Source organism: Streptomyces sp. NBC_00539, from assembly GCF_036346105.1.
In the GTDB taxonomy this organism is placed as follows: Bacteria; Actinomycetota; Actinomycetes; order Streptomycetales; family Streptomycetaceae; genus Streptomyces.
On the sequence record NZ_CP107811.1, the window covers coordinates 5,021,700 to 5,045,391 of the forward strand.

Below are 23,692 nucleotides of genomic sequence, written 5' to 3' on the forward strand. Positions count from 1 at the left end.
CGGGGTAATCCGTGAAAAAGCTCTCCGCACGACGACGCCATCCGCTGGCGGCGGTCGTCGTTCTACTCCTCGCGCTGGCGGCCACTGGGGGGCTTTACGCCGCCTTCGCCCCCGCGGGCAAGGCGCAGGCCGATGAAACCGCCCAGTCCCTCGCCATCGAGGAGGGCAAGAAGCTCTACGCCGTGGGCTGCGCAAGCTGCCACGGAACCGGCGGTCAGGGTTCCACTGACGGCCCCAGCCTGGTCGGCGTCGGCTCCGCGGCCGTCGACTTCCAGGTGAGCACGGGCCGCATGCCCGCCCAGCAGCCCGGCGCCCAGGTGCCGGCGAAGCCTCCGGTCTACACGCAGGCCCAGATCGACCAGCTGGCCGCGTACATCTCCTCCCTGGGAGCCGGCCCGTCCGTGCCCACCCAGAAGCAGGTCGACCCGGCGGGTGCCGACATCGCCAAGGGTGGCGAACTGTTCCGCAACAACTGCGCGCAGTGCCACAACTTCACCGGCGAGGGCGGCGCCCTGACGCACGGCAAGTACGCTCCCAACCTTGCGGACGTCTCGCCGAAGCACATCTACGAGGCCATGCTCACCGGCCCGCAGAACATGCCCTCCTTCCCCGACAGCACGATGCCGGAGAAGCAGAAGAAGGACATCATCGCGTACCTCCAGAACGTGAACGGCGACGAGTCGGTCAGCCCTGGCGGCCTGAAGCTCGGTGGCCTCGGCCCCGTCTCCGAGGGTCTGTTCGGCTGGATCTTCGCTCTGGGTGCGCTGATCGCTGTCGCCGTCTGGGTCGCGGCCCACACCGCTAAGGCCAAGAAGTCATGAGTAGCCAAGACATTCCCGAAGAGAAGCACCTGCCGAGCGAGCAGGGCGACGCGCACCACGGTGGCGTAGCAGTCGCGGACGACCCGTTCGCCGACCCGGGCCTGCCGGTCCACAAGCCGCGCATCCAGGACATCGACGAGCGGGCCGCCAAGCGGTCCGAGCGCACTGTCGCGATGCTGTTCACGCTGTCGATGCTGGCCACGATCGGCTTCATCGCCGCGTACGTGACCATCCCCGTCGACAGGTTCGTGTACATCTTCCCCATCGGGAAGGTGAGCGGCCTGAACTTCGCCCTCGGCCTGACCCTGGGCACGGCCCTCTTCTGCATCGGCGCGGGCGCGGTCCACTGGGCCCGCACCCTGATGTCCGACGTGGAGGTCGCCGACGAGCGCCACGCCATCGCGGCGCCGCCGGAGGTCAAGGCCAAGGTCCTCCAGGACTTCGCCGACGGTGCGAGCGAGTCGGCCATCGGCCGCCGTCCGCTGATCCGCAACACCATGCTGGGCGCGCTGGCCATGCTGCCGCTGTCCGCCCTGGTGATCATGCGGGACCTGGGCCCGCTGCCCGAGGACAAGCTCCGCAAGACCGTCTGGGCCAAGGGCAAGCTGCTCATCAACCAGAACACGATGGAGCCGCTGCGTCCCGAGGACGTGGTCGTCGGTTCGCTGACCTTCGCCATGCCGGAAGGCCTGGAGGAGACCCAGCACGACTTCCAGAACCAGATCGCCAAGGCCGCCCTGATGATCGTCCGGCTCCAGCCGCAGGACATCAAGGACAAGCGGGAGCTGGAGTGGTCCCACGACGGCATCGTGGCGTTCTCCAAGATCTGTACCCACGTCGGCTGCCCGATCAGCCTGTACGAGCAGCAGACGCACCACGTGCTCTGCCCGTGCCACCAGTCCACCTTCGACCTCTCCGACGGCGCCCGAGTCATCTTCGGCCCCGCTGGTCACGCGCTTCCGCAGCTGCGGATCGGCGTCAATGACGAAGGCTTCCTCGAAGCGCAGGGCGACTTCGAAGAGCCCGTCGGTCCTGCATTCTGGGAGCGCGGATGAGCACTGCCACCACCACCGACAGTCAGCGCAAAGCGCCCGCCGGCGAGCGGGTAGCGGACTGGGCCGACGGCCGCCTGGGCATCTACAGCCTGGCCAAGTCGAACATGCGCAAGATCTTCCCGGACCACTGGTCCTTCATGCTCGGTGAGATCTGCCTCTACAGCTTCATCATCATCATCCTCACGGGTGTGTACCTGACGCTGTTCTTCCACCCGAGCATGAACGAGGTCGTCTACCACGGCCCGTACGTGCCGATGCAGGGCGTCCCGATGTCAGAGGCCTTCGCCTCGACGCTCGACATCAGCTTCGACGTCCGCGGCGGTCTGCTCATCCGGCAGATCCACCACTGGTCGGCGCTCATCTTCGTCGCGGCCATGGTCGTGCACATGATGCGCGTGTTCTTCACCGGCGCGTTCCGCAAGCCGCGTGAGGTCAACTGGATCTTCGGCTTCCTGCTGCTGGTCCTCGGCATGTTCACCGGTTTCACCGGTTACTCCCTGCCGGACGACCTGCTCTCGGGCACCGGTGTCCGCTTCATGGAGGGCGCGATCCTGTCCGTGCCGATCGTCGGCACGTACCTGTCGTTCTTCCTCTTCGGCGGCGAGTTCCCCGGCGGCGACTTCGTCGCACGGTTCTACTCGATCCACATCCTGCTGCTGCCCGGCATCATGATGGGCCTGCTGGTGGCCCACCTGATCCTGGTCTTCTACCACAAGCACACCCAGTACGCGGGCCCCGGCAAGACGAACAACAACGTCGTCGGCATGCCGCTGCTGCCGGTCTACATGGCCAAGGCCGGAGGCTTCTTCTTCCTGGTCTTCGGTGTCATCGCGGCCATCGCGGCGCTCGCCTCGATCAACCCGATCTGGGCGCTCGGCCCGTACCGCCCGGACCACGTGTCCACCGGTGCGCAGCCCGACTGGTACATGGGTATGCCGGAAGGCCTGATCCGTGCCATGCCGGGCTGGGAGATCAACCTGTGGGGCCACACCCTCGTCCTGGGCGTGTTCATCCCGCTGCTGCTCTTCCCGCTGGTGCTGGGCGCGATCGCCGTCTGGCCGTTCATCGAGTCCTGGGTCACCGGGGACAAGCGTGAGCACCACCTGCTGGACCGCCCGCGCAACGTCCCGACCCGTACGGCCTTCGGTGTCGCCTGGATCGCGGAGTACATCGTGCTCCTGATCGGCGGTGGAAACGACATGTTCGCGCAGTACTTCCACCTCTCGATCAACAACATCACCTGGTTCGTCCGGATCGGCTTCTTCGTCGTCCCGGTCCTCGCCTTCATCGCCACCAAGCGGATCTGCCTCGGCCTCCAGCGCCGGGACCACGACAAGGTGCTGCACGGTCGCGAGACCGGCATCATCAAGCGCCTGCCGCACGGTGAGTTCGTCGAGGTCCACGAGCCGCTGCCGCAGGCCAAGCTGCACACGCTCACCGCGCATGAGCAGTACCAGCCGATCGAACTCGGCCCGACGGTCGACGAGAACGGCGTGGAGCGCAAGCCCAAGGCCATGGAGAAGCTCCGCGCGAAGCTCAGCAAGGGCTTCTACGCGGAGAACAACCAGATTCCGAAGCCCACGGTGGAGGAGTACAAGGAGATCCAGAGCGGCCACGGCCACCACTGATCTCCGGGAGGACCCGTTAGAGGGATCGGTTCCGGCCAATCCCCGTGTCGCCACGGCGAGAGCCCCGTCCAGGGTCTGGACGGGGCTCTTTGCCGTCCGCCGAGGCTGGATAGGCTGGGCTCCTCACCCCATTCGACGTGGAACTTTCCCGAGCAGCAGGAGCGGACCATGAACGTTGTGACCCCGGCAGGCGGCGACAGCGTGGCGGCCCGCGGCTGGCCGGGTCTCCTCGACGCCCTGCTCACCGGCCGGGACCTGGGCCCGGACGACACCGCCTGGGCCATGGACCGGATCATGCGGGGCGAGGCCACGGACGCGCAGATCGCCGGGTTCGTGGTGGCGCTGCGGGCCAAGGGGGAGACCGTCGCGGAGATCAACGGCATGGTGCGTGCCATGTACGAACACGCCAACCTCATCGAGGTCCCGGGCCGGACGGTGGACATCGTCGGCACGGGCGGGGACGGCGCGAAGACGGTCAACATCTCCACCATGTCGGCGCTCGTGGTGGCCGGAACGGGCGCCAAGGTGGTCAAGCACGGGAACCGGGCCGCCTCTTCGGCGAGCGGCTCCTCCGACGTACTGGAGAAGCTCGGCGTCAACCTCAACCTCACCCCGGCCCGGGTCGTCGAGGTCGCGGAAGAGGCCGGCATCACCTTGTGCTTCGCCGTCAAGTTCCACCCCGCGCTGCGGCACGTGGCGGCGGCCCGCAAGGAGCTGGGCATCCGGACCACCTTCAACTTCCTCGGCCCGCTGACCAACCCGGCGAAGGTGCGCGCGCAGGCCACGGGCGTGGCCGACGCCCGGGTGGCGCCCATCGTCGCCGGGGTGCTCGCGGAGCGGGGTTCCTCGGCGCTGGTCTTCCGCGGCGACGACGGCATGGACGAACTGACCACGACCGCCACCTCGCGGGTCTGGTGGGTCCGCGAGGGCACCGTCACCGAGCTGCCGTTCGACCCGCGCGACGTCGGTATCCCGATCGTGGGCGCCGGGGACCTGCGCGGCGAGGACGCCTCGTACAACGCGGACGTCGCCCGCCGGTTGCTGGCCGGCGAGACCGGTCCCGTACGCGACGCCGTCCTGCTGAACTCGGCGGCTGCCCTGGTGGCGCTGGATCCGGGCACGGGCTCGCTGGAGGAGCAGATCGCCGCGGGCATCGCCCGTGCGGCCGAATCCATCGACTCGGGCGCGGCGCGGGCGGCGTTGGAGCGCTGGGTCGCGGCCAGCAACGCGTAGGTCCTCGGGCGCGGCGGTGGGCCCCGGTCCGGAATGTGGACCGGGGTCCCCGGCGTGGGGGATCTTGTGGCAGGATGCTGGGCAGGTCACGAGTGACAGCGTTTTGGCCCCGGCTCGCTGTCCGGCAACCCTCCTTCCGTGGCGGGGTGCCCCGGGTGATGACCAGGCCGTAGGCAGTGAGGTCTACGGCAAGCGCGGATCCCTCGAAACCGGGGATCCTGGTTGTCGAGGAGCGTTTTCCATGAGCAAGCGAATGCGATAGGGCGGCTCCGCCCCTTCTTCACCCTCGGAAACAGGGTCCCTTCCGCGTACCCGCATCCCCGAGGCATCCCCGTACCCCGGACGGCCGCAGGGCCGTACCCGCGTACGGGCAGACCCCGAAGCCGTTCCGCCCTGCCGCCGGGAGACACCGCCATGTCCGCATACGCATCCGCAACCGCATCCCTGAACACCACCGCCGACCGCACCCCGTGTGCCGAGCCGCTGCCCGTGCTCGGCCGGGACGTCACCGTCCCGCTCGTCACCGGTGGCGAGGTCACCTACGCGGCGCTCGACTACGCGGCCAGCGCGCCGGCGCTGCAGCGGGTGTGGGACGACGTGGCCGCGTACGCCCCGTACTACGGCAGCGTGCACCGCGGCGCCGGGTACCTCTCGCAGCTGTCCACCGACCTGTTCGAGCAGAGCCGGGTCACGGTCGCGGAGTTCCTGGACTGCCGCCCCGCCGACCAGGTGGTCTTCACCCGGTCCACGACCGACTCGCTGAACCTGCTCGCCGCCGTGCTCCCGGCCGGCTGCCAGGTCTTCGTCTTCGAGACCGAGCACCACGCGTCGCTGCTGCCGTGGGGCGACGCGCGGGTCACCTACCTCGACGCGCCGCGCACCCCGGACGAGGCCGTCGCCACCCTGGAGCGGGCGCTGGCCGCGCGGGACCCTTACGGCCCGGCGCTGGTGTGCGTCACCGGCGCGTCCAACGTCACCGGCGAACTGTGGCCGGTGAAGGAACTCGCCGCCGCGGCGCACGCCCACGGCGCGCGGATCGTGCTGGACGCCGCCCAGCTGGCGCCGCACCACCCCGTCTCGGTGCGGGAACTGGACGTGGACTGGATCGCCTTCTCCGGGCACAAGCTCTACGCGCCGTTCGGCTCGGGCGTGCTCGCCGGGCGGGCCGACTGGCTCCAGGAGGCGCAGCCCTACCTGGCCGGTGGCGGAGCCTCGCGGAAGGTGGCGCGGCGCGAGGACGGGGGCGTGGACGTCGAGTGGCACACCACGGCCGCGCGGCACGAGGCCGGCTCCCCGAACGTCATCGGCGTCTACTCCATCGCCTCCGCCTGCCGGGCGCTGACCGAGGCGGGCTTCGAGGGCCTGGTCGAGCGGGAGCAGCACCTGATCGGCAAGGTCCGCGACGGCCTGGCGGAGGTCCCGGCGGTCCGCGTGCTGTCCCTGTTCGGCAACGACGCCCCGCGGGTCGGCGTGATCTCGTTCGTGGTGGAGGGCTGGAACAGCTCGCACTTCGCCGCCGCGCTGTCGGCCGAGTACGGCATCGGCGTCCGCGACGGCCTGTTCTGCGCCCACCCGCTGGTGCGGACGCTGCTCGGCAGTGAGCCGCAGGCCCAGGGCGAATGCGGAGCGCCGGAGGCGGCGGGCGAGCGGAGCGAGGTGGGGGTCCCCCCGGCCGAAGGCCGGGGGAGGTCGCTGAACGCGATCCGCGTCAGCTTCGGCGCGGGCACCCCCGACGAGCACGTCGAGCGCTTCGTCCGCGCGGTCCGCGAGCTCGTCGCGGACGGCGCCAAGTGGAAGTACCGCACCGAAGAGGGCCGCTGCGTCCCCGTTTCCTGACGCGCCTGCGGGGGAGCCGCGCTCCCGCGCACGTCCTGTCCGGCGACGGCACGCCCGGGAGTCCGTGACGGGCAGCCGGCGGCCGAGCGGCCCGGCCGGGGGAGAGCCGGCCGGAGCCGTGGGGCGGGCCCGGGGCGCCGGCCCGGGTTCCGCTGCCCCCGGCCAGGACTACGCGTCGAGGCCGATGGCGAACGCGGCTTCCAGGTCGTGCTGGGAGTACGTGCGGAACGCCACGTGGGTGTCCGTCGCCTCCACGCCCGGGATCTTGCTGATGCGGCCCGGGATGATGTCCGCCAGGTTCTCGTGGCGGGCGACGCGGACCAGCGCGATGAGGTCGTAGGTGCCGGTGACGGAGTAGACCTCGCTGACGCTGTCCAGCTGCGCGATGGACTCGGCGATCTCGGGGATGCGGTCCACGCTGGTCTTGATGAGCACGATCGCGGTGATCACGGTTGGCTGTCTCCCTCGCTGGCCGTCGCTGGTCGCTTCACTCTAGTCGCACGCCGATACCGCACCCAGGCGTAGGCGAACCCGACGGAGAAGCCCACCACGTGGGCCAGGTACGCCACCCCCGGCCCGCTCGCCGCCCGGTGGGCCGCCAGCCACTGCAGGACGAACCAGAACATCAGCACGATCCACGCGGGGAACCGCAGCGGCAGGAAGAACAGGAACGGGAACAGGCTCGTCACCCGGGCCCGCGGGAACAGGCACAAGAACGCCCCCAGCACCGCCGAGATCGCCCCCGAGGCGCCGACCAGCGTCTGGTCGGAGGTGGCGTTGGCCGCCGCGTAGGCCGCAAGGGCCAGGTAGCCGCAGGCGACGTAGAAGACCAGGAACGCCGCCCGGCCCATCCGCTCCTCCGCCATCGCGCCGAACACGTGGAGGAAGAGCATGTTGCCGAGCAGGTGCAGCCAGCTCCCGTGCACGAACAGTGCCGTCAGCGGCGTGAGCAGGGCCCGTGCCGTCCCCGCGAAGAGCTCGTCCGGGACCACGCCCCAGCGCCGGAAGTACGCCGTCCCCGTCTCCAGCAGCAGGTCACCCGTCCCGTACTCCGGGTTCAGCCCGGAGGCCGGGCCGAGGACGAACACCAGACAGCAGCCCGCGATCAGCGCGCGGGTGACCACCGGGCCCCGCACGGCCTCCCGCAAGGCCTCGGCGAGGGCCTGCCACCTTACGATCATGGGACAGAGCATGACGCAGCACAGCCCCCGTGCGGGTGGTGCCAGGCCGTAGGGTTACGTGCTGCGGTCCGTCGAAGGTGCCATCGGCCCCCGACGGCCCGCGGGCGGCTTTAATTGAAAGAGCTACGAAGGAGAGAGCGACCTGATGACGGTTCCCCTGCCGACCGACACCACACGGTGGCGCTGCACCCTGTGCGGCAACCTCACGCGCTTCGACGTCACCCGGTCGTCGAAGGTCGTGGAGTACGTCCACCTGGACCTCGCCGGGGAGCCCAAGGTCGAGGAGCGCGAGGTGGTCAATGAGACCATCGAGTCGGTCCGCTGCCGCTGGTGCAACGCGGTGGACCAGATCGAGCTCGTGGACAGGCCGGGCACGGACTCCTGACGGAGCCGGGCCCACAGTAGATCACGGTAGGGGTGACGGATTGTGGAGCCAGCAAGCGGCGCTGAGCCGGCCGACGCGGCCGGCGACGCCGCGGAGGTGCTCGACCGCCCGCTGCCGGAAGGCGTGCGGCGCCGGGTCATCGCGCTCGTCTCGGACGCCTTCGGCGGCCTGACCGTCGCGGACCTGCCCGCGCAGCTGCGCCAGTACGCCCGGTTCACCCCGACCCGGCGCGCCAAGTTCGCCGGCAACGCGATGGCCGCGGCGGTGGAGACGGACGCCGTCTTCCGCGGACGCGTCGCGGAGAAGCTCCGGGACGCCCAGGCGGAGCTGGCCGGGGCACTGGAGTGCGGTGCCCCGCCCGCCGCCGCCGACCCGCTGGACGTGGCGGCGGCCGCGTACGTCCTGCGCCCCTCCGGCTGGGTCAAGCTCGTCGCCGCCGCCGGTGAGGAGGTCCAGCGGGCGGACGCCGAACGGGTCGGCGACGAGACCCGGCGCGAGCTGGAACGGCTGCGCGAGGAACTCGCCCACGCGCGCGAGACGCAGCGCTCGGGCGGCGAGCAGGTACGGGCCGAGCTCGACGCCGCCCGCAAGGAAGCGGAATCGCTTCACCGCAAGCTGCGCAGCGCCCAGAGCGACGTCAAGCGGGGCGAGGCGGCCCTGCGCAAGCTGACCGCCGAGGTCGACGGCATCCGCGGTGACGCGGCCGCCCGGGTCGCCGCCGCCGAGAGCGAGAGCCGCCGGCTCAAGTCCCGTCTGGCGGAGGTGGAGTCGGCGCTGGAGACCTCGCGCCGGGCCACCCGGGAGGGGCGCAGCATCGAGGACATGCGGCTGCGGCTGCTGCTGGACACCGTCCTCGACGCGGCCGCCGGGCTGCGCCGCGAGCTGGCACTGCCGCCGGTCTCCACGCGGCCGGCCGACACGGTGGACGCGGTGGAGCCGGGCCGGATGACGCCGAAGGACATCGCGGCACGTGCCCTGTCGGAGACCGATCCGGCGCTGCTGGACCAGCTGTTGGCGCTGCCCCAGGCGCACTTGGTGGTCGACGGCTACAACGTGACGAAGACCGGCTACCCGACGATGCCGCTGGAGAAGCAGCGGCTGAGGCTGCTGGGCGGGCTGTCGATGCTGGCCGCCCAGACGGGTGCGGAGATGACCTGTGTCTTCGACGGCGCCGAACTGGCCGCCCCGGTGCTGCTCGCACCGCCGCGCGGGGTGCGCGTGCTGTTCTCCAAGGCGGGGGTGACGGCGGACGAGCTGATCCGCCAGCTGGTGCGGGCCGAGCCGCCCGGCCGTCCGGTGGTCGTGGTGTCCACCGACCGGGAGGTCGCGGACGGGGTGGCGAAGTCCGGAGCCCGGCCCGTTACGTCCGCCTTGCTCCTCAAGCGGCTTTCGCGCGTTTCGTAAGGTTCACGCCGTCGATGCGGCGTATTCGGGCGTCTTGGCAACTGCCGTCCCCGATGTCGGAATTGGCGGTGCATCGAGGGAACGTACCGTCAACTCCCCGGCACCCACAGTGGCCTGGGTGTGAAGAAGTCGTTGAAGGGGCGATTTTTTGCTCCCGGGGATTTGAAGTGATCACAGCGGGGTCACTAGTGTCTGTTCAAACCTTCGTGCGGTAGATCACTCATTCGGGGTGACGGCGGAGGTGCTGCCGCCGTGTGTGAGTGCCCCATCGGCGGCCGGAGGAAGAAGGAGCTCGCCTTCGTGGCGTCCCACCGTCGACCCAAGCAGCCCACCCGCACGCGCGTGTCCGTGCTCACCGCCCTCGCCGCGGCCACCGTCGCGCTCACCTCCCAGGCGGCGAGCGCCGCTCCGGGGCAGCCGAGCAAGGACGAGGTCAAGGCGAAGGTCGACGCCCTCTACGACGAGGCGGAACAGGCCACCGAGAAGTACAACGGGGCCAAGGACCGCCAGGACAAGCTGGAGAAGGAGATCGCGCAGCTCCAGGACTCGGTGGCGCGCGGCCAGCTCGAACTCAACGACATGCGCAACACGCTGGGTTCGATGGCCAGCGCGCAGTACCGCACCGGCGGCATCGACCAGTCCCTCACCCTCCTCCTCTCCGACGACCCGCAGAGCTACCTCGACAAAGCCTCCACGCTCCAGCAGTTGAGCGGCAAGCAGATCGAGGCCGTCGGCAGGATCCAGGCCAAGCAGCGTGCCCTCGCGCAGCAGCGCCAGGAGGCCGCCGGCAAGCTCGCGGACCTCGACGCCACCCGCAAGGTGCTCGGCGAGCAGAAGAAGGCCACGCAGGACAAGCTCGCCGAGGCGCAGGCCCAGTTGAACAGCCTGAGCGCGCAGGACCGGGCCCGGCTCCAGGACGAGGAGGGCAAGGCCAGCAGCAGCGCCGCCCAGAGCGCCGGGAACGTCAAGGGTTCGGGTCGGGCCGGTGCCGCGCTCGCCGCCGCCAAGACGAAGCTGGGCAGCGGCTACCACATGGGCGACACGGGGCCCAACTCCTTCGACTGCTCCGGACTCACCCAGTGGGCCTACGCGCAGGCGGGTGTCAGCATCAGCCGTGTCACCTACACCCAGGTGAACGACGGGACCCGCATCGGCCGCAGCCAGCTCCAGCCGGGCGACCTGGTGTTCTTCTACGACGACCTGCACCACGTCGGCCTGTACGCGGGCAACAACATGACGCTGCACGCCTCCAACCCGAAGGGCGGCGTCAAGTACGAGTCGATGGACAACATGCCGTTCCAGTTCGGCGTCCGCGTCGGCTGATCCGAACCCCCAGGACGCGCCGTACACCGCCCATCCGGGCGAATTGCTCGGCTCGGCCCTGACCCCGCGCCCCGCCGGTGACCTGCGTCTGCGGCGGGGCGTCGCCGTGTGTGCCCCCGTACGGCCGTCGTCGGTGCCCCGCGGCTGCGGCTACTGTCTGCCAGCGCGGAACCCGGCACACGGCCGTCCACGGGGGGCGGACCCGGGCTGCGCGCAGCGCAAGGGAGCGGTTTCACGTGGCGTCCCATCGCCGGCCCGGGCTCACCGGCCTCGACCGGAGCACCAAGCTCACCACCTTCACCGCCGCCGCGGCCGGCGCCGCCGTCGCCCTCACGGGAGCGGTCGCGAGCGCGGCACCGGCCCTCCCGCAGGACCCCCCGGCCGGCGCCCGCGCCCAGGTCGACCGGCTCTTCGAGGAGGCCGAGCAGGCCACCGAGCGCTACAACGAGGCCGACGAGAAGGCAGGCAAGCTCCGCGCCGAGATCAGCCGGGCCCAGGACGCGGTGGCCCGGGGCCAGGACCGCATCAACACCATGCGCAACGTACTCGGCGCCTTCGCCGGGGCCCAGTACCGCTCCGGGGGCCTCGACCCCGCCCTCGCGCTGATGCTGTCCGAGGACCCCGACGGCTACCTCGACAACGCCGCCGTGCTCGACCGGCTCAGCGGCCGCCAGGCCCGGCAGCTCGGCGAACTGCGCGAGGAGCAGCGCAGGATCGCCCAGGAGCGCCAGGAGGCCTCCGTCAAGCTGGCCCAGCTGGACTCGCTGCGCTCGGACGTCGCGGAGCACAAGCGGGCCGTCACGGCGAAGCTCGCGGCCGCCCGCCGGCTGCTCGACGCGATGCCGTCCGAGGAGCGGGCCGACTTCGAGCGGGCCTCGCGCTCGGGGGGCCGCGCCGACGCGCTGCCCGACCTGCCCTCGGCCGTCCCCGCCTCCTCCCGGGCGGCGGCCGCCGTGCGGGCGGCCCGGGCCGCGGTCGGGCGGCCGTACGTGTGGGGGTCGACCGGACCGTCCGGGTTCGACTGCTCCGGGCTGATGGTGTGGTCCTACCGCCAGGCCGGGGTCTCCCTTCCGCGCACCTCGCAGGCACAGCGGTACGCGGGCCGGCACGTGCCGCTGTCGCAGGCGCAGCCGGGGGACCTGGTGACGTACCGCTCGGACGCCAGCCACGTCGCCATGTACGTCGGCAACGGCCAGGTGATCCACGCCCCCTACCCGGGCGCCCGGGTGCGGTACGACCCGGTCGGGATGATGCCGGTGTCCTCCGTGACCCGGCCCTGACGCACCGGGTGCGTACGATCGGCGGATGCCCCCCGCCCGCCGCCCCGTACGCCTGCTCGTGCTCGCCCTGCTGCTGCTGTGCGGGCTGCCGGCCGGCTGCGCCGCTCCCGGCGGCGGCGCCGGGGACCCCGCCGTCCGGCGGGCCGTCGCCGACTGGGCCGCCGCGCCGCCCGCCCGGCTCGCCGGGATCCCGCTGGAGGGGTGGTCGTACGAGGTCACCTCGGTGCGCCGGGACGGCGTACGGGCCTTCGCGCGGGCGGCGCTGCACTACCGCCTGACCGGCTACGACACCGCTGCGGCGGACGCGCGGCGCGAGGTGGAACTCGCGCGGGACGACGCCGGCGGCTGGCGGGTCACGGCCGACCGCCCCGCGCCCGGGGCGCCGCCGCAACTGTGGGACCAGGGGGCGGTGACGGCCGTACGCGGGGCGCACGCGCTGGTGCTGGGGGTCGGCCAGAGCCCGGGGACCCTGTCCGCCATCGCGGCGCAGACCGACCGCGCGGTGCCCGCGGCGAGCGCCGCCTGGCCGCGGCCGTGGGCCGGCCGGGCGGTGGTGCTCGTCCCGGCGACGCTCGACGCGATGGCGGCGCTGCTCGGGCAGCCCGCCGACGCCTACCGGGGGATGGGCGCCGTCACCACCGGCCGGGTGGGGGCCGGTCCGGCCCCGGCCGACCGGGTCGTGATCAACCCGGAGGGGTACGCGGGGCTGTCGGAAGCGGGCCGGGACATCGTGCTGACCCACGAGGTCACCCATGTGGCGACCCGCGCCGCGACCTCGGCCACCACCCCCCTGTGGCTGTCCGAGGGCTTCGCGGACTGGGCCGCGTACCGCGCCACGGACCGCACCCCGGCCGAGGCCGCGCCGGAGCTGGCCCGCGCGGTGCGCCGGGGCGGTCTCCCGGGCGCGCTGCCCGCGGACGGGGACTTCGCCTTCGGCGGTGACCCGCAGGCGCTCGCGCGGTCGTACGAGGGGGCGTGGCTCGCCTGCCGGCTCATCGCGGCGAAGTGGGGCGACGCGGCCCTGGTGCGGCTGTACGAGAGGGCGGGCGCCCCCCTGTCCGTGGCCCTGGACGAGACCCTGGGGACGGACCGGGGCGAACTGACCCGGCTCTGGCGCGAGACCCTGCGGGAGCAGCTCGGTTAGGGGCGTCCGGTACGTTGGCTGGCGATGCACAAGACGCTGATCGTGACCAATGACTTCCCGCCGCGACCGGGCGGCATCCAGGCCTTCCTGCACAACATGGCGCTGCGGCTGGATCCCGACCGGATCGTCGTCTACGCCTCCACCTGGAAGCACGACGAAGAGGGCCGCGCGGCGACCGCCGCCTTCGACGCGGAGCAGCCGTTCCAGGTCGTGCGCGACCGTACGACGATGCTGCTGCCGACGCCGCGCGTGACACGGCGTGCGGTGGAGCTGTTGCGCGAACGCGGCTGCCAGTCGGTCTGGTTCGGCGCCGCGGCCCCGCTGGGCCTGATGGCCCCGGCGCTGCGGCGGGCGGGGGCCCGGCGGATCGTCGCGACCACGCACGGGCACGAAGCGGGCTGGGCACAGCTGCCGGCCGCCCGGCAGCTGCTGCGGCGGATCGGCGAGGGCACCGACACCCTGACCTACCTGGGCCAGTACACCCGCACCCGGATCGCCTCGGCGGTCACGGAGCGGGCGGCGGCGCGGATGACGCAGCTGCCGCCCGGGGTCGACGAGAAGACCTTCCACCCCGGGTCCGGCGGAGCGGCGGTGCGGGCCCGGCTGGGCCTGACCGACCGGCCGGTGGTGGTGTGCGTGTCCCGGCTCGTGCCCCGCAAGGGGCAGGACACCCTCATCGAGGCGATGCCGCGGATCCTGGCGGCGGTGCCGGACGCGGTGCTGCTCATCGTGGGCGGCGGCCCGTACGAGGCGGACCTGCGGGCACTGGCCGCCTCCACGGGGGTCGCGGACTCGGTGGTCTTCACCGGGTCGGTCCCCTGGGGCGAGCTGCCCGCCCACTACGGCGCCGGGGACGTCTTCGCGATGCCGTGCCGGACCCGGCGCGGCGGCCTCGACGTGGAGGGGCTCGGCATCGTCTACCTCGAAGCCTCCGCGACCGGCCTGCCCGTGGTGGCGGGCGACTCGGGCGGGGCGCCGGACGCGGTGCTGGACGGGGAGACCGGCTGGGTGGTCCGGGGCGGGGCGCCGGACGAGGCGGCGGACCGGATCGTGACCCTGCTCCTGGACCCGGAACTGCGACGCCGCATGGGCGAGCGCGGCCGCGCCTGGGTCGAGGAACGCTGGCGCTGGGACCTCCTCGCGGAGCGGCTGCGCGAGCTGCTGTAACCGCGGAGCCGCGCAGGAGGGGGAATTGTCGCACCCCGTGGCCCGTCATGGGGCGCGGTCCGTCGAACAGGGCGGGCGACGGCGCAGCGCGGATACGGTCGAGACATGTCTGACTGTTACTCACATGCGTGTCAGTGCGGGTTATGGCCGGTTGGGCGGAATCCGCTCATGATGCGCGCATGACACCCCATCTGACGCGTCGTCAACTGCTGGGGGCCGGCGCCCTCCAGACCGCCGCCGTCCTCGGCTTCACCCGTATCGGGCTCGACTCCGCCGCCGCCGTCGAGCCGCCCGCCGCCCCGTACGCCCCCGCCATCGTGGTCGGATCCGGGTACGGGGCCGCCGTCGCCGCCCTGCGCCTCGGGCAGGCCGGAGTGCGGACCGTCGTCCTGGAAATGGGCCGGCTCTGGAACACCCCCGGGCCCGACGGCAAGGTGTTCCCCTCCACCTCCGCCCCCGACCAGCGCTCCATGTGGTTCCGCACCCGCACCGAGGCCCCGCTCGCCCAGTTCCTCTGGCTCGACGTCGTCAACCGCGACATCAGCCCCTACCCCGGCGTCCTGGACCGGGTGAACTACGACGGCATGTCCGTGTACGTGGGACGGGGGGTGGGTGGCGGCTCGCTCGTCAACGGCGGCATGGCGCCCACACCGCGCCGGTCGTACTTCACCGAGGTCCTGCCCCGCGTCGACGCCGACGAGATGTACGGCACCTACTACCCCCGCGCCCGCGCCATGCTCGGCGTGGGCGACATCGACCCCGCCTGGTTCGAGTCCACCGAGTGGTACCGCTTCGCCCGGATCTCCCGCAAACACGCCGGCAACACCGGGCTCCGGACCACCTTCGTGCCCAACGTCTACGACTTCGCCTACATGCAGCGCGAAGCGGCCGGCACCGCCACCAGATCCGCGCTCGCGGGCGAGGTCATCTACGGCAACAACCACGGCAAGAAGAGCCTCGACAAGACCTATCTCGCCGCCGCCCTCGGCACCGGCAACGTCACCATCGAAACCCTCCAGCGCGTGGTCGCCGTGCGCCGGGACCCGGCCGGGGGGTACGTGCTGACCGTACGCACCATCGACCTCACCGGCCGTGTCACCCAGACCCGCGAACTCGGCTGCGCCCAGCTCTTCCTGGGCGCGGGCAGCCTCGGCACCACCGAGATCCTGCTGCGCGCCCGCGAGACCGGGGCCCTGCCCGAGCTGGCGGAGGCGGTCGGCCGTGGCTGGGGGCACAACGGCAACATCATGACGGCCCGGGCCAACCACCTGTGGGACACCGTCGGCGCGAACCAGGCCACCATGCCGGCCCTCGGCATCGACGACTGGGACAACGCGGCCCACCCCGTCTTCGCCGAGATCGCCCCGCTGCCCATGGGGTTCGAGCACTGGATCTCGATGTACCTGGCCATCACCAAGAACCCCGAGCGCGGCCACTTCACGTACGACGCGGCCGCCGACGCGGCCCGGCTCAACTGGACCCGGGACCAGAACACGCCGTCCGTGGCCGCCGCCAAGAACCTCTTCGACCGGGTGAACCGGGCCAACTTCACGATCTACCGCTACGACCTGTTCGGCCAGAACAGGGCCTTCGCCGACGACTTCACCTACCACCCGCTCGGCGGCTGCGTCCTCGGCGAGGCGACCGACGACTACGGCCGCGCCAAGGGCTACCGGGGTCTGTACGTCGTCGACGGCTCACTGATCCCGGGCTCGCTCGGAGTGAACCCGTTCGTCACCATCACCGCCCTCGCCGAGCGGAACATGGCGCGGATCCTGGCGGAGGACCCGCGCTGAGCCCCCCGCGGCGCAAGACCTAACCCCGGTACAGGGCGTCGATCTCGTCGGCGAAGTCCTTCGCCACCACGTTGCGCTTGAGCTTGAGCGACGGCGTGATGTGGCCCGATTCCTCCGTGAACTGGGAGGCGAGGATGCGGAACTTCCGCACCGATTCCGCCTTGGAGACCGCCGCGTTGCCGTCGTCCACGGCCTGCTGGACGGCGGCGATGAGGTCGGCGTCCTCGCGCAGTTCCGCCGCCGTCACCCCGGCCGGCTTGCCGTGCTCCGCGGCCCACCGGCCGAGGAACTCCTCGTCGATGGTGACCAGGGCGGCCACGAACGGCCTCGCGTCGCCGACCACCATGCACTCGGCGACCAGCGCGTGCGCGCGGATGCGGTCCTCGATCACCGCGGGCGCCACGTTCTTGCCGCCGGCGGTGACGATGAGCTCCTTCTTGCGCCCGGTGATCGCCAGGTAGCCGTCCTCGTCGAGGGTGCCGACGTCGCCGGTGTGGAACCAGCCGTCGGACAGCGCCTCGGCGGTCGCCGCCTCGTTCTTCCAGTAGCCGGTGAAGACGTGCTCGCCGTGCACCAGCACCTCGCCGTCGTCGGCGATGCGCACCACCGAGCCCGGCAGCGGCTGGCCGACCGTACCGATCTTCGTACGGTCCCACGGGTTGAAGGCGGTGGCCGCGCAGGACTCGGTCAGGCCGTAGCCCTCCAGGACCGTGAAGCCGATGCCGCGGAAGAAGTGGCCGAGCCGCTCGCCCAGCGGGGCGCCGCCGGAGATCGCGTACTCGCCGCGGCCGCCGAGGACCGTGTGGAGCTTGCTGTAGACCAGCTTGGTGAAGAGCTTGTGCTTGAGCCGCAGGCCGAAGGACGGGCCGCCCGGCGTGTCCAGGGCGCGGCTGTAGGCGATGGCCGTCTCGGCCGCCGCGTCGAAGATCTTGCCCTTGCCGTCGGCCTGGGCCTTGGCGCGCGCCGAGTTGTAGACCTTCTCGAAGACGCGCGGCACCCCGAGGATCAGCGTCGGCTTGAAGGACGCCAGCTCGTCGGTGAGGTTCTTGATGTCCGGTACGCAGCCCAGGCGGATCGGCGCCAGCACGGACGCCACCTCCACCAGGCGCCCGAAGACGTGGGCGGCCGGGAGGAAGAGCAGCACGGAGCACTCGCCGGTGCGGAACAGCGGGCTGAGGCGCTCCACGACGTTGCCGCACTCCGCGAAGAAGTTGCGGTGGGTCAGCACGCAGCCCTTGGGGCGGCCGGTGGTGCCGGAGGTGTAGACGATGGTGGCCGTGTCGTCGGCGTTGGCGAGCGAGCCGCGACGGTCGACCTCGTCGTCGGAGACCTCCGCCCCCGCCGCCTTGAGCGTCTCGAAGGCGCCCTGCTCGATCTCCCAGACCTCGCGCAGCTCCGGGAGCCGGTCGCGCAGGGCGGCCACGGTGGCGCTGTGCCCCGGGCTCTCGGTGATCACCGCGGCGGCGCCGGAGTCCCCGAGGATCCACTGGATCTGCTCGGGCGAGCTGGTCTCGTACACGGGGACGGTGATGGCCCCCGCGCTCCAGATGGCGAAGTCGAACAGCACCCACTCGTAGCGGGTGCGGGAGATCAGGGCGACGCGCTCGCCGGGCGTGACACCCGCCGCGATCAGGCCCTTGGCCGCGGCGCGGACCTCGGCGAGGAACTCGGTGGCCGTGACGTCCTGCCACCGGCCGTCGACCTTGCGGCTCATGACGGCGGTGTCGGGATGCTGGGCGGCGTTGCGGCGGATGAGATCCGTCAGGTTCCCGTCCGACGGGACCTCGTACAGGGCCGGAAGGCTGAACTCGCGCAAGACTGCTGCTCCTCTGGGCGCCATCGCCACCGTGTGGACCGACCGGACGTTACCCACCGGTAGTGGGTTCACGATAGGGGGAACCGGCCAGATGTTCCGTGCGTCACATGACGCGGCGGTCCCCTGCCGACAGTAGTCGACCCCGCCGAAGACCCGGAAGTAACCGCAGGTCCGGCCGCCTGCGGAGGTGCCCCTACCCGAGGAGCCCAGGCGCCCCTAGGGTGGCCGCATGAGTGGCGGGAAGAGTCGTACGCGGGTCCACGTCGTCAGCGACGTCCACGGCAACACGGAGGCGCTCGCGCGGGCCGGGGACGGCGCCGACGCGCTGATCTGCCTCGGTGACCTCGTCCTGTTCCTCGACTACGCCGACCACTCGCGCGGGATCTTCCCCGACCTGTTCGGCGTCGAGAACGCCGACCGGATCGTGGAGCTGCGCACCCAGCGGCGGTTCGCGGAGGCCCGCGACTTCGGGCGCGAGCTGTGGACCGGGCTGGACCGGGAGCGGCTGATCGAGGGCGCCGTCCGGCGCCAGTACGCGGACATGTTCGCCGCTCTCCCGAGCCCGACGTACGCCACGTACGGCAACGTCGACGTCCCCGGGCTGTGGAGGGAATACGCCGGCCCCGGCACGACCGTGCTCGACGGCCAGCGGGTGGAGATCGGCGGCCGCGTCTTCGGGTTCGTGGGCGGCGGGCTGCCGACGCCGATGCGGACGCCGTACGAGGTGGACGTCGAGGAGTACGCCGCCAAGGTCGAGGCACTGGGCGAGGTGGACGTGCTGTGCTCGCACATCCCGCCGGAGGTGCCGGAGCTCTGCTACGACACGGTGGCCCGGCGGTTCGAGCGGGGCAGCGAGGCGCTGCTGGCGGCGATCCGGCGGATGCGGCCGAGGTACGCGCTCTTCGGGCACGTCCACCAGCCGCTGGCCCGGCGGATGCGGATCGGCGGCACGGAGTGCGTGAACGTCGGACATTTCGCGGCGACGGGGACGCCGTGGGCGCTGGAGTGGTGAGCGGCCCGCAGGTGCCGGTGCCGGGGCGGACCCGGAGCGGCCGGGCCGCGCAGCGGCGGGGTCCCCGCGGGGGCGGGGCGTTGGAGCGGCGCGGTTCCCCCCAGGGGCGGGGCCTTGGAATGCCGGGGTCCCTGGAGTGGCGGGGTCCGCACGCGCGGTAGCCTTCACCCGGCGGCCGGAGGCCCCACACACTTGTCGAACTCCCCGGAGGAGCGACCGCGATGGCGGAACACACCAGTTCGAGTATCACGATCGATGCGGCCCCGGCCGACGTCATGGCCGTGATCGCCGACTTCGCCCGCTACCCGGAGTGGACCGGCGAGGTGAAGGAGGCGGAGGTGCTCGCCACCGACGCCCAGGGCCGCGCGGAGAAGGTCCGGCTGCTGCTCGACGCGGGAGCGATCAAGGACGACCACACGCTCGCCTACACCTGGAAGGGCCCGGACGAGGTCAGCTGGACGCTGCACAAGTCACAGATGCTGCGCCAGCTCGACGGCTCGTACAAGCTGACGCCGGTGGACGGCGGCACGCGCACCGAGGTGACCTACCAGCTGACCGTGGACGTCAAGATCCCGATGCTGGGCATGATCAAGCGCAAGGCGGAGAAGGTCATCATCGACCGCGCCCTGGCGGGCCTCAAGAAGCGCGTCGAATCCGCCTGACCGCTCGTCGGCCCCTTTCGGCCCGAGCACTCGTCCGAGGCCCGGGGGTGTGGGGCGGAGCCCGGCTCCGCGCAGCCACAGGCACACGACCCGGAGTACCCGCACCATGCACACACTGCTGATCACCGGACCCGGCGGGGCCGGACGGACCACCGTGGCCGCCGTCACCGCGGTCGCCGCCGCCCGGGACGGGCGGCGCGTGCTGCTGCTGTCCGGCGACCCCGGCGATCCGCTCGCCGCGCAAGCCGGCCGGGACGTGCCCGGGCTGCGGGTCGGACGGATCGACTCCGGCGAGGAGTTCCGGGCCGAACTCGTCGCCCTCCAGGAACGCGGCGCCGCCCTGCTCGGCATGCTCGGCAGTCGGCCCCTGAGCGCCGAGGAACTCACCGAGCTGCCCGGCGCCGAGCAGTTCGCGCTGCTCCGCGCCCTGCGGCGGGCCGCCGCCGCCCCCGACACCGACCTGGTCATCGTGGACATGCCCCCGCTGCACCAGACGGTGACCACCCTCGCCCTCCCCGCCCAGCTGCGCCGCTACCTCAGCCGGCTGCTCCCCGCCGAACGGCAGGCCGCCCGCGCCCTGCGCCCCGTACTGGCCCAGCTGGCCGGGGTGCCGATGCCCGCCCAGTGGCTCTACGAGGCCGCCGCCCGCTGGGACGAGGAGCTGGCCGCCGTGCAGGCCGTCGTCGAGGCCCCCACGACCGAGGTACGGCTCGTCGCCGAGCCCGGCCCCGGGGCGGACTCCGCGCTGCGCACCGGCCGGCTCGGGCTGGCCCTGCACCAGCTGCCGGCCGGGGCGCTCGTCGCCAACCGGACCCTTCCGCAGGGCTCCGCCGACCCCTGGCTGGCCGGGCTCGCCGCCCAGCAGGAGAAGTACGCCGCCCAGTGGGCCGCCGAACTGCCGCTCATCCCGCTCCCGCACCTCGGACGGGACCCCGAGGGCCCCGAGGACACGGCGCTGCTCGCCGACTCCGCCCCGGGCCTCGCCCCGGCGGCCGCCGCGCCACGCCCCGCCTGGGCCGTCGAGGACCGGCGCGCCGAGGACGGCGTACTCGTCTGGGCGATCCCGCTGCCCGGTGCCCGCAAAGCCGACCTCGACCTGGTCCGGCGCGGGGACGAGCTGCTCCTGGCGGCCGGCCCGTACCGCAGGATCGTTCCGCTGCCGTCTGCGCTGCGCCGCTGCACCGTCTCCGGAGCCGCCCTCACCGGCGGGGTGCTCCGCGTCCGGTTCACCCCGGACCCGCAGCTGTGGCCCCGCGCGCGCTGATTCCCCTACCGCCGTTCGGGTACCGTCGAAGGTAGCCCGTACCGCACGTATCGCAGCCGCCGCAGGAGTGTCCGCCATGAGCGAGGCCACCGACCGCACCACCGACGACGACGCCTGGGCCAGGGCCTGCGCCGAGGACCTCGCCGCCGAGAAGGAGCGCCTCCGCGCCGAGCGGGGCGCCGCCGGGGACGACGGGTCCCGCGGCGGGACCGGCACCGCCGCCGAGGAGCTGTTCAAGCTCTTCGAAGCCGTCGCCGACAAGGTCTCCGCCCTGAACAACCCCCTGTTCGGCGCCGCGGCGCAGGGCGCGGTACGCCAGTTCGTCGACCAGGCCAAGACCGCCGTCAAGCCCGTGGTCGAACGCAACCCCGAGGTCTTCGACCACCTCGCGGCCGCCGGCTCCGAGCTGCTCGCCGCCTACCGCTCCGCCGTGGAGGGCCACGAGCGGCGCTGGACGCAGCAGCGGCCGACGGCCCCGCACGCCGAGGACGACCCGCGCCGCGACGGCGACGACGGGGACACCGGGCCCGGGCCGGCCGAGCGCATCGATCTCGACTGAACCTCCGCCGGGCTCGGGTACGGTTGGCCGTGGCGGGGCTTGACCGGAAACCGAGGGACTAATGGGACTCACCATCGGCGTCGACATCGGCGGCACGAAGATCGCGGCCGGCGTGGTCGACGAAGAGGGCACCATCCTGGAGACGTACAAGGTGCCCACCCCGCCGACCCCGGACGGCGTGACCGACGCGATCTGCACCGCAGTGTCCGAGGTCAGCAGCAGCCACGCCATCGAGGCCGTGGGCATCGGCGCCGCCGGGTACGTGGACGACAAGCGCGCCACCGTACTGTTCGCGCCCAACATCGACTGGCGGCACGAGCCGCTCAAGGACAAGGTCGAGCAGCGCATCGGCCTCCCCGTCGTCGTCGAGAACGACGCGAACTGCGCGGCCTGGGGCGAGTACCGCTTCGGCGCCGGCCAGGGCCACGACGACGTCATCTGCATCACCCTGGGCACCGGCCTCGGCGGCGGCATCATCATCGGCAACAAGCTGCGGCGCGGGCGCTTCGGCGTCGCCGCCGAGTTCGGCCACATCCGGGTCGTTCCGGACGGCCTGCTGTGCGGGTGCGGCAGCCAGGGCTGCTGGGAGCAGTACGCCTCCGGGCGCGCGCTGGTCCGGTACGCGAAGCAGCGCGCCAAGGCCACGCCCGAGAACGCGACGATCCTGCTCGCGCTCGGCGACGGCACCCCCGAGGGCATCGAGGGCAAGCACATCAGTCAGGCGGCCCGGCAGGGCTGCCCGGTGGCCGTCGACGCCTTCCGCGAGCTGGCCCGCTGGGCGGGCGCGGGCCTGGCCGACCTGGCCTCGCTCTTCGACCCGTCGGCGTTCATCGTCGGCGGCGGCGTCTCCGACGAGGGCGACCTCGTCCTCGACCCGATCCGCAAGTCCTTCAAGCGCTGGCTGGTCGGCGGAGCCTGGCGCCCGCACGCGCAGGTACTGGCCGCGCAGCTCGGCGGCAAGGCCGGAATGGTGGGCGCGGCCGACCTGGCGCGCCAGGGCTGACCTCGACCGGCGTACGCCGCTGCCCGCCGCGCCCCCTGGGGGAGCGGCGGGCAGCTGCGTAGGGTGGGGAAGCATGGAGCTGCCTTCGCTGTCGGCCTCGCTGCCGAAGTCCTGTACGGAGCCCGACGGTTCGGCCGTGATCCGGGTGCTCAGCTACAACGTGCGCTCGCTGCGCGACGACGAGGAAGCGCTGGTCCGGGTGATCCGGGCGTGTGAGCCGGACCTGGTGTTCGTCCAGGAGGCGCCGCTGTTCTTCCGGTGGCGCAAGCACGCGGCCCGGCTGGCCGCCAAGTGCGACCTGGTGGTGCTGAGCGGGGGTGGGAGCGCCGCCGGCCCGCTCCTGCTCTGCTCGCTACGGGCCTTCGTGGAGCGCACCGAGGACGTGCTCCTCCCGCTGACGCCGGGCCTGCACCGGCGGGGCTTCGCGACGGCGGTCGTCCGGTTCGGGACGGCGGTGCGGGTGGGTGTGCTCAGCGCGCACCTGTCGCTGGACGCGGGGGAGCGGGCGGCGCAGGCGGAGGCGCTGCTGGAGCGCGTGCGGTCGCTGGACACCCCGTACGCGATCGCGGCGGGCGATGTGAACGAGACCCCGGACGGGGCGGCGTTCCGACGGCTGGCGTCGGCGATGCAGGACGGCTGGGCGGTGGCGCCGTGGGGCGGGGAGCACACGTTCTCCCGCTCCGGAGCGCCGCGCCGCATCGACGCGGTGTTCGCGTCGCCGGGCGTGGAAGTCCTGGCCTGCGGCGTTCCCCTCCCCCTCCCGGGCGTCACCCACCCCGACCTCCGGGCGGCGACGGACCACCTCCCGGTCCTGGCAGCCCTGCGCCTGCGTCCGACTCCTCTTTGACGCGCCGCTCGGACGCGCCGCTCGCACGTCTCGGCGCCAGGCGCCTCGACGGCTTCGCACCGCTGCGGCGAACTCCGTCCGCCGGGGGCGGCGCATCGGGCCCATGCGCAGCGCGGCCGCGCAAGCGCCCCCGGCTGCGCCGGGCTCCCTGGGCTCCGCCCCACACCCCGCGCCTCAATCGCCGGCGAGGCTGATTTCGTACAGCGCGGGCCGCGCAAGCGCCCCCCGGCTGCGCCGGGTTCGGCCCCACACCCGGTTGCGGTGTGCCGGCGCCCG

Annotated in this window: 21 protein-coding genes and 1 riboswitch; of the genes, 18 read left to right on the forward strand and 3 right to left on the reverse strand. The window is 72.5% G+C overall.

All coding sequences use genetic code 11. The features are described from left to right. Positions 1-11 precede the first annotated feature (11 nt). The 5 genes from qcrC to OG861_RS22530 all read left to right on the forward strand — a co-directional run bounded on the left by qcrC (position 12) and on the right by OG861_RS22530 (position 6,573). Positions 12-821, forward strand: coding sequence for a cytochrome bc1 complex diheme cytochrome c subunit (gene qcrC, locus OG861_RS22510; protein ID WP_329194654.1), 810 nt, complete (start codon positions 12-14; stop codon positions 819-821). Beyond that, entirely contained in the window at positions 818-1,876 is a 1,059-nt protein-coding gene (gene qcrA / locus OG861_RS22515; protein WP_329194652.1) for a cytochrome bc1 complex Rieske iron-sulfur subunit, read from the forward strand. Before qcrC ends, qcrA begins: the two co-directional genes overlap by 4 nt. Beyond that, a complete protein-coding gene (gene qcrB / locus OG861_RS22520) occupies positions 1,873-3,504 on the forward strand; it encodes a cytochrome bc1 complex cytochrome b subunit (RefSeq protein WP_329194650.1) in 1,632 nt (543 codons plus the stop codon). Before qcrA ends, qcrB begins: the two co-directional genes overlap by 4 nt. A 168-nt stretch (positions 3,505-3,672) precedes the next feature. Beyond that, positions 3,673-4,737 (forward strand): anthranilate phosphoribosyltransferase, encoded by a 1,065-nt coding sequence (trpD, locus tag OG861_RS22525; RefSeq protein ID WP_329194647.1) that lies wholly within the window; start codon positions 3,673-3,675, stop codon positions 4,735-4,737. Between the two features lie 84 nt (positions 4,738-4,821). After that, a riboswitch (SAM riboswitch) is annotated at positions 4,822-4,938 on the forward strand. Positions 4,939-5,151: 213 nt separating this feature from the next. Further along, positions 5,152-6,573, forward strand: coding sequence for an aminotransferase class V-fold PLP-dependent enzyme (locus OG861_RS22530; RefSeq protein ID WP_329194645.1), 1,422 nt, complete (start codon positions 5,152-5,154; stop codon positions 6,571-6,573). Positions 6,574-6,741: 168 nt separating this feature from the next. Here OG861_RS22530 and OG861_RS22535 read toward each other — a convergent pair whose 3' ends face one another. Then, positions 6,742-7,023 (reverse strand): Lrp/AsnC family transcriptional regulator, encoded by a 282-nt coding sequence (locus OG861_RS22535; protein ID WP_007263678.1) that lies wholly within the window; start codon positions 7,021-7,023, stop codon positions 6,742-6,744. Next, positions 7,020-7,766, reverse strand: a complete 747-nt coding sequence (locus OG861_RS22540) for a rhomboid family intramembrane serine protease (RefSeq protein ID WP_443056490.1) — start codon at positions 7,764-7,766, stop codon at positions 7,020-7,022. The genes OG861_RS22535 and OG861_RS22540 overlap by 4 nt, the downstream gene beginning before the upstream one ends. Positions 7,767-7,899: 133 nt before the next feature. On the opposite strand from OG861_RS22540, the gene OG861_RS22545 reads away from it, so the two are divergent. The 7 genes from OG861_RS22545 to OG861_RS22575 all read left to right on the forward strand — a co-directional run bounded on the left by OG861_RS22545 (position 7,900) and on the right by OG861_RS22575 (position 16,253). Further along, positions 7,900-8,139 carry a hypothetical protein gene (locus OG861_RS22545; RefSeq protein WP_030291802.1) on the forward strand — a complete coding sequence of 80 codons (240 nt, stop codon included), beginning with the start codon at positions 7,900-7,902 and terminating at the stop codon, positions 8,137-8,139. Between the two features lie 39 nt (positions 8,140-8,178). Then, entirely contained in the window at positions 8,179-9,543 is a 1,365-nt protein-coding gene (locus tag OG861_RS22550; protein ID WP_329202134.1) for an NYN domain-containing protein, read from the forward strand. Between the two features lie 300 nt (positions 9,544-9,843). Continuing rightward, complete coding sequence (locus tag OG861_RS22555; RefSeq protein ID WP_329194633.1) at positions 9,844-10,866, forward strand: C40 family peptidase; 1,023 nt, start codon at positions 9,844-9,846, stop codon at positions 10,864-10,866. Positions 10,867-11,102: 236 nt separating this feature from the next. Then, positions 11,103-12,146: a C40 family peptidase gene (locus OG861_RS22560; protein ID WP_329194632.1), complete on the forward strand. Its 1,044-nt coding sequence runs from the start codon at positions 11,103-11,105 to the stop codon at positions 12,144-12,146. A gap of 25 nt (positions 12,147-12,171) precedes the next feature. Further along, positions 12,172-13,290: a hypothetical protein gene (locus OG861_RS22565; RefSeq protein ID WP_329194630.1), complete on the forward strand. Its 1,119-nt coding sequence runs from the start codon at positions 12,172-12,174 to the stop codon at positions 13,288-13,290. A 24-nt stretch (positions 13,291-13,314) separates the two neighbouring features. Beyond that, positions 13,315-14,457, forward strand: coding sequence for a glycosyltransferase family 4 protein (locus OG861_RS22570; protein ID WP_329194628.1), 1,143 nt, complete (start codon positions 13,315-13,317; stop codon positions 14,455-14,457). Between the two features lie 179 nt (positions 14,458-14,636). Beyond that, entirely contained in the window at positions 14,637-16,253 is a 1,617-nt protein-coding gene (locus OG861_RS22575) for a GMC oxidoreductase (protein WP_329194626.1), read from the forward strand. Between the two features lie 19 nt (positions 16,254-16,272). Here OG861_RS22575 and OG861_RS22580 read toward each other — a convergent pair whose 3' ends face one another. Further along, entirely contained in the window at positions 16,273-18,069 is a 1,797-nt protein-coding gene (locus OG861_RS22580) for an AMP-dependent synthetase/ligase (RefSeq protein ID WP_329194624.1), read from the reverse strand. A gap of 229 nt (positions 18,070-18,298) precedes the next feature. Here OG861_RS22580 and OG861_RS22585 point away from each other — a divergent pair, with 229 nt between their 5' ends. The 6 genes from OG861_RS22585 (at position 18,299) to OG861_RS22610 (ending at position 23,416) form a co-directional block, all read left to right on the forward strand. Continuing rightward, entirely contained in the window at positions 18,299-19,081 is a 783-nt protein-coding gene (locus OG861_RS22585; protein WP_329194623.1) for a metallophosphoesterase family protein, read from the forward strand. Between the two features lie 221 nt (positions 19,082-19,302). Then, positions 19,303-19,743 (forward strand): SRPBCC family protein, encoded by a 441-nt coding sequence (locus OG861_RS22590; RefSeq protein ID WP_329194621.1) that lies wholly within the window; start codon positions 19,303-19,305, stop codon positions 19,741-19,743. 106 nt (positions 19,744-19,849) lie between these two features. Further along, positions 19,850-21,007, forward strand: a complete 1,158-nt coding sequence (locus OG861_RS22595) for an ArsA family ATPase (RefSeq protein ID WP_329194619.1) — start codon at positions 19,850-19,852, stop codon at positions 21,005-21,007. Positions 21,008-21,083: 76 nt separating this feature from the next. Next, complete coding sequence (locus OG861_RS22600) at positions 21,084-21,566, forward strand: DUF5304 domain-containing protein (protein WP_329194617.1); 483 nt, start codon at positions 21,084-21,086, stop codon at positions 21,564-21,566. 61 nt (positions 21,567-21,627) lie between these two features. Beyond that, positions 21,628-22,569, forward strand: a complete 942-nt coding sequence (locus OG861_RS22605) for an ROK family glucokinase (RefSeq protein ID WP_329194614.1) — start codon at positions 21,628-21,630, stop codon at positions 22,567-22,569. Positions 22,570-22,642: 73 nt separating this feature from the next. Continuing rightward, a complete protein-coding gene (locus tag OG861_RS22610) occupies positions 22,643-23,416 on the forward strand; it encodes an endonuclease/exonuclease/phosphatase family protein (protein ID WP_329194612.1) in 774 nt (257 codons plus the stop codon). The last annotated feature ends 276 nt before the right edge of the window (positions 23,417-23,692 follow it).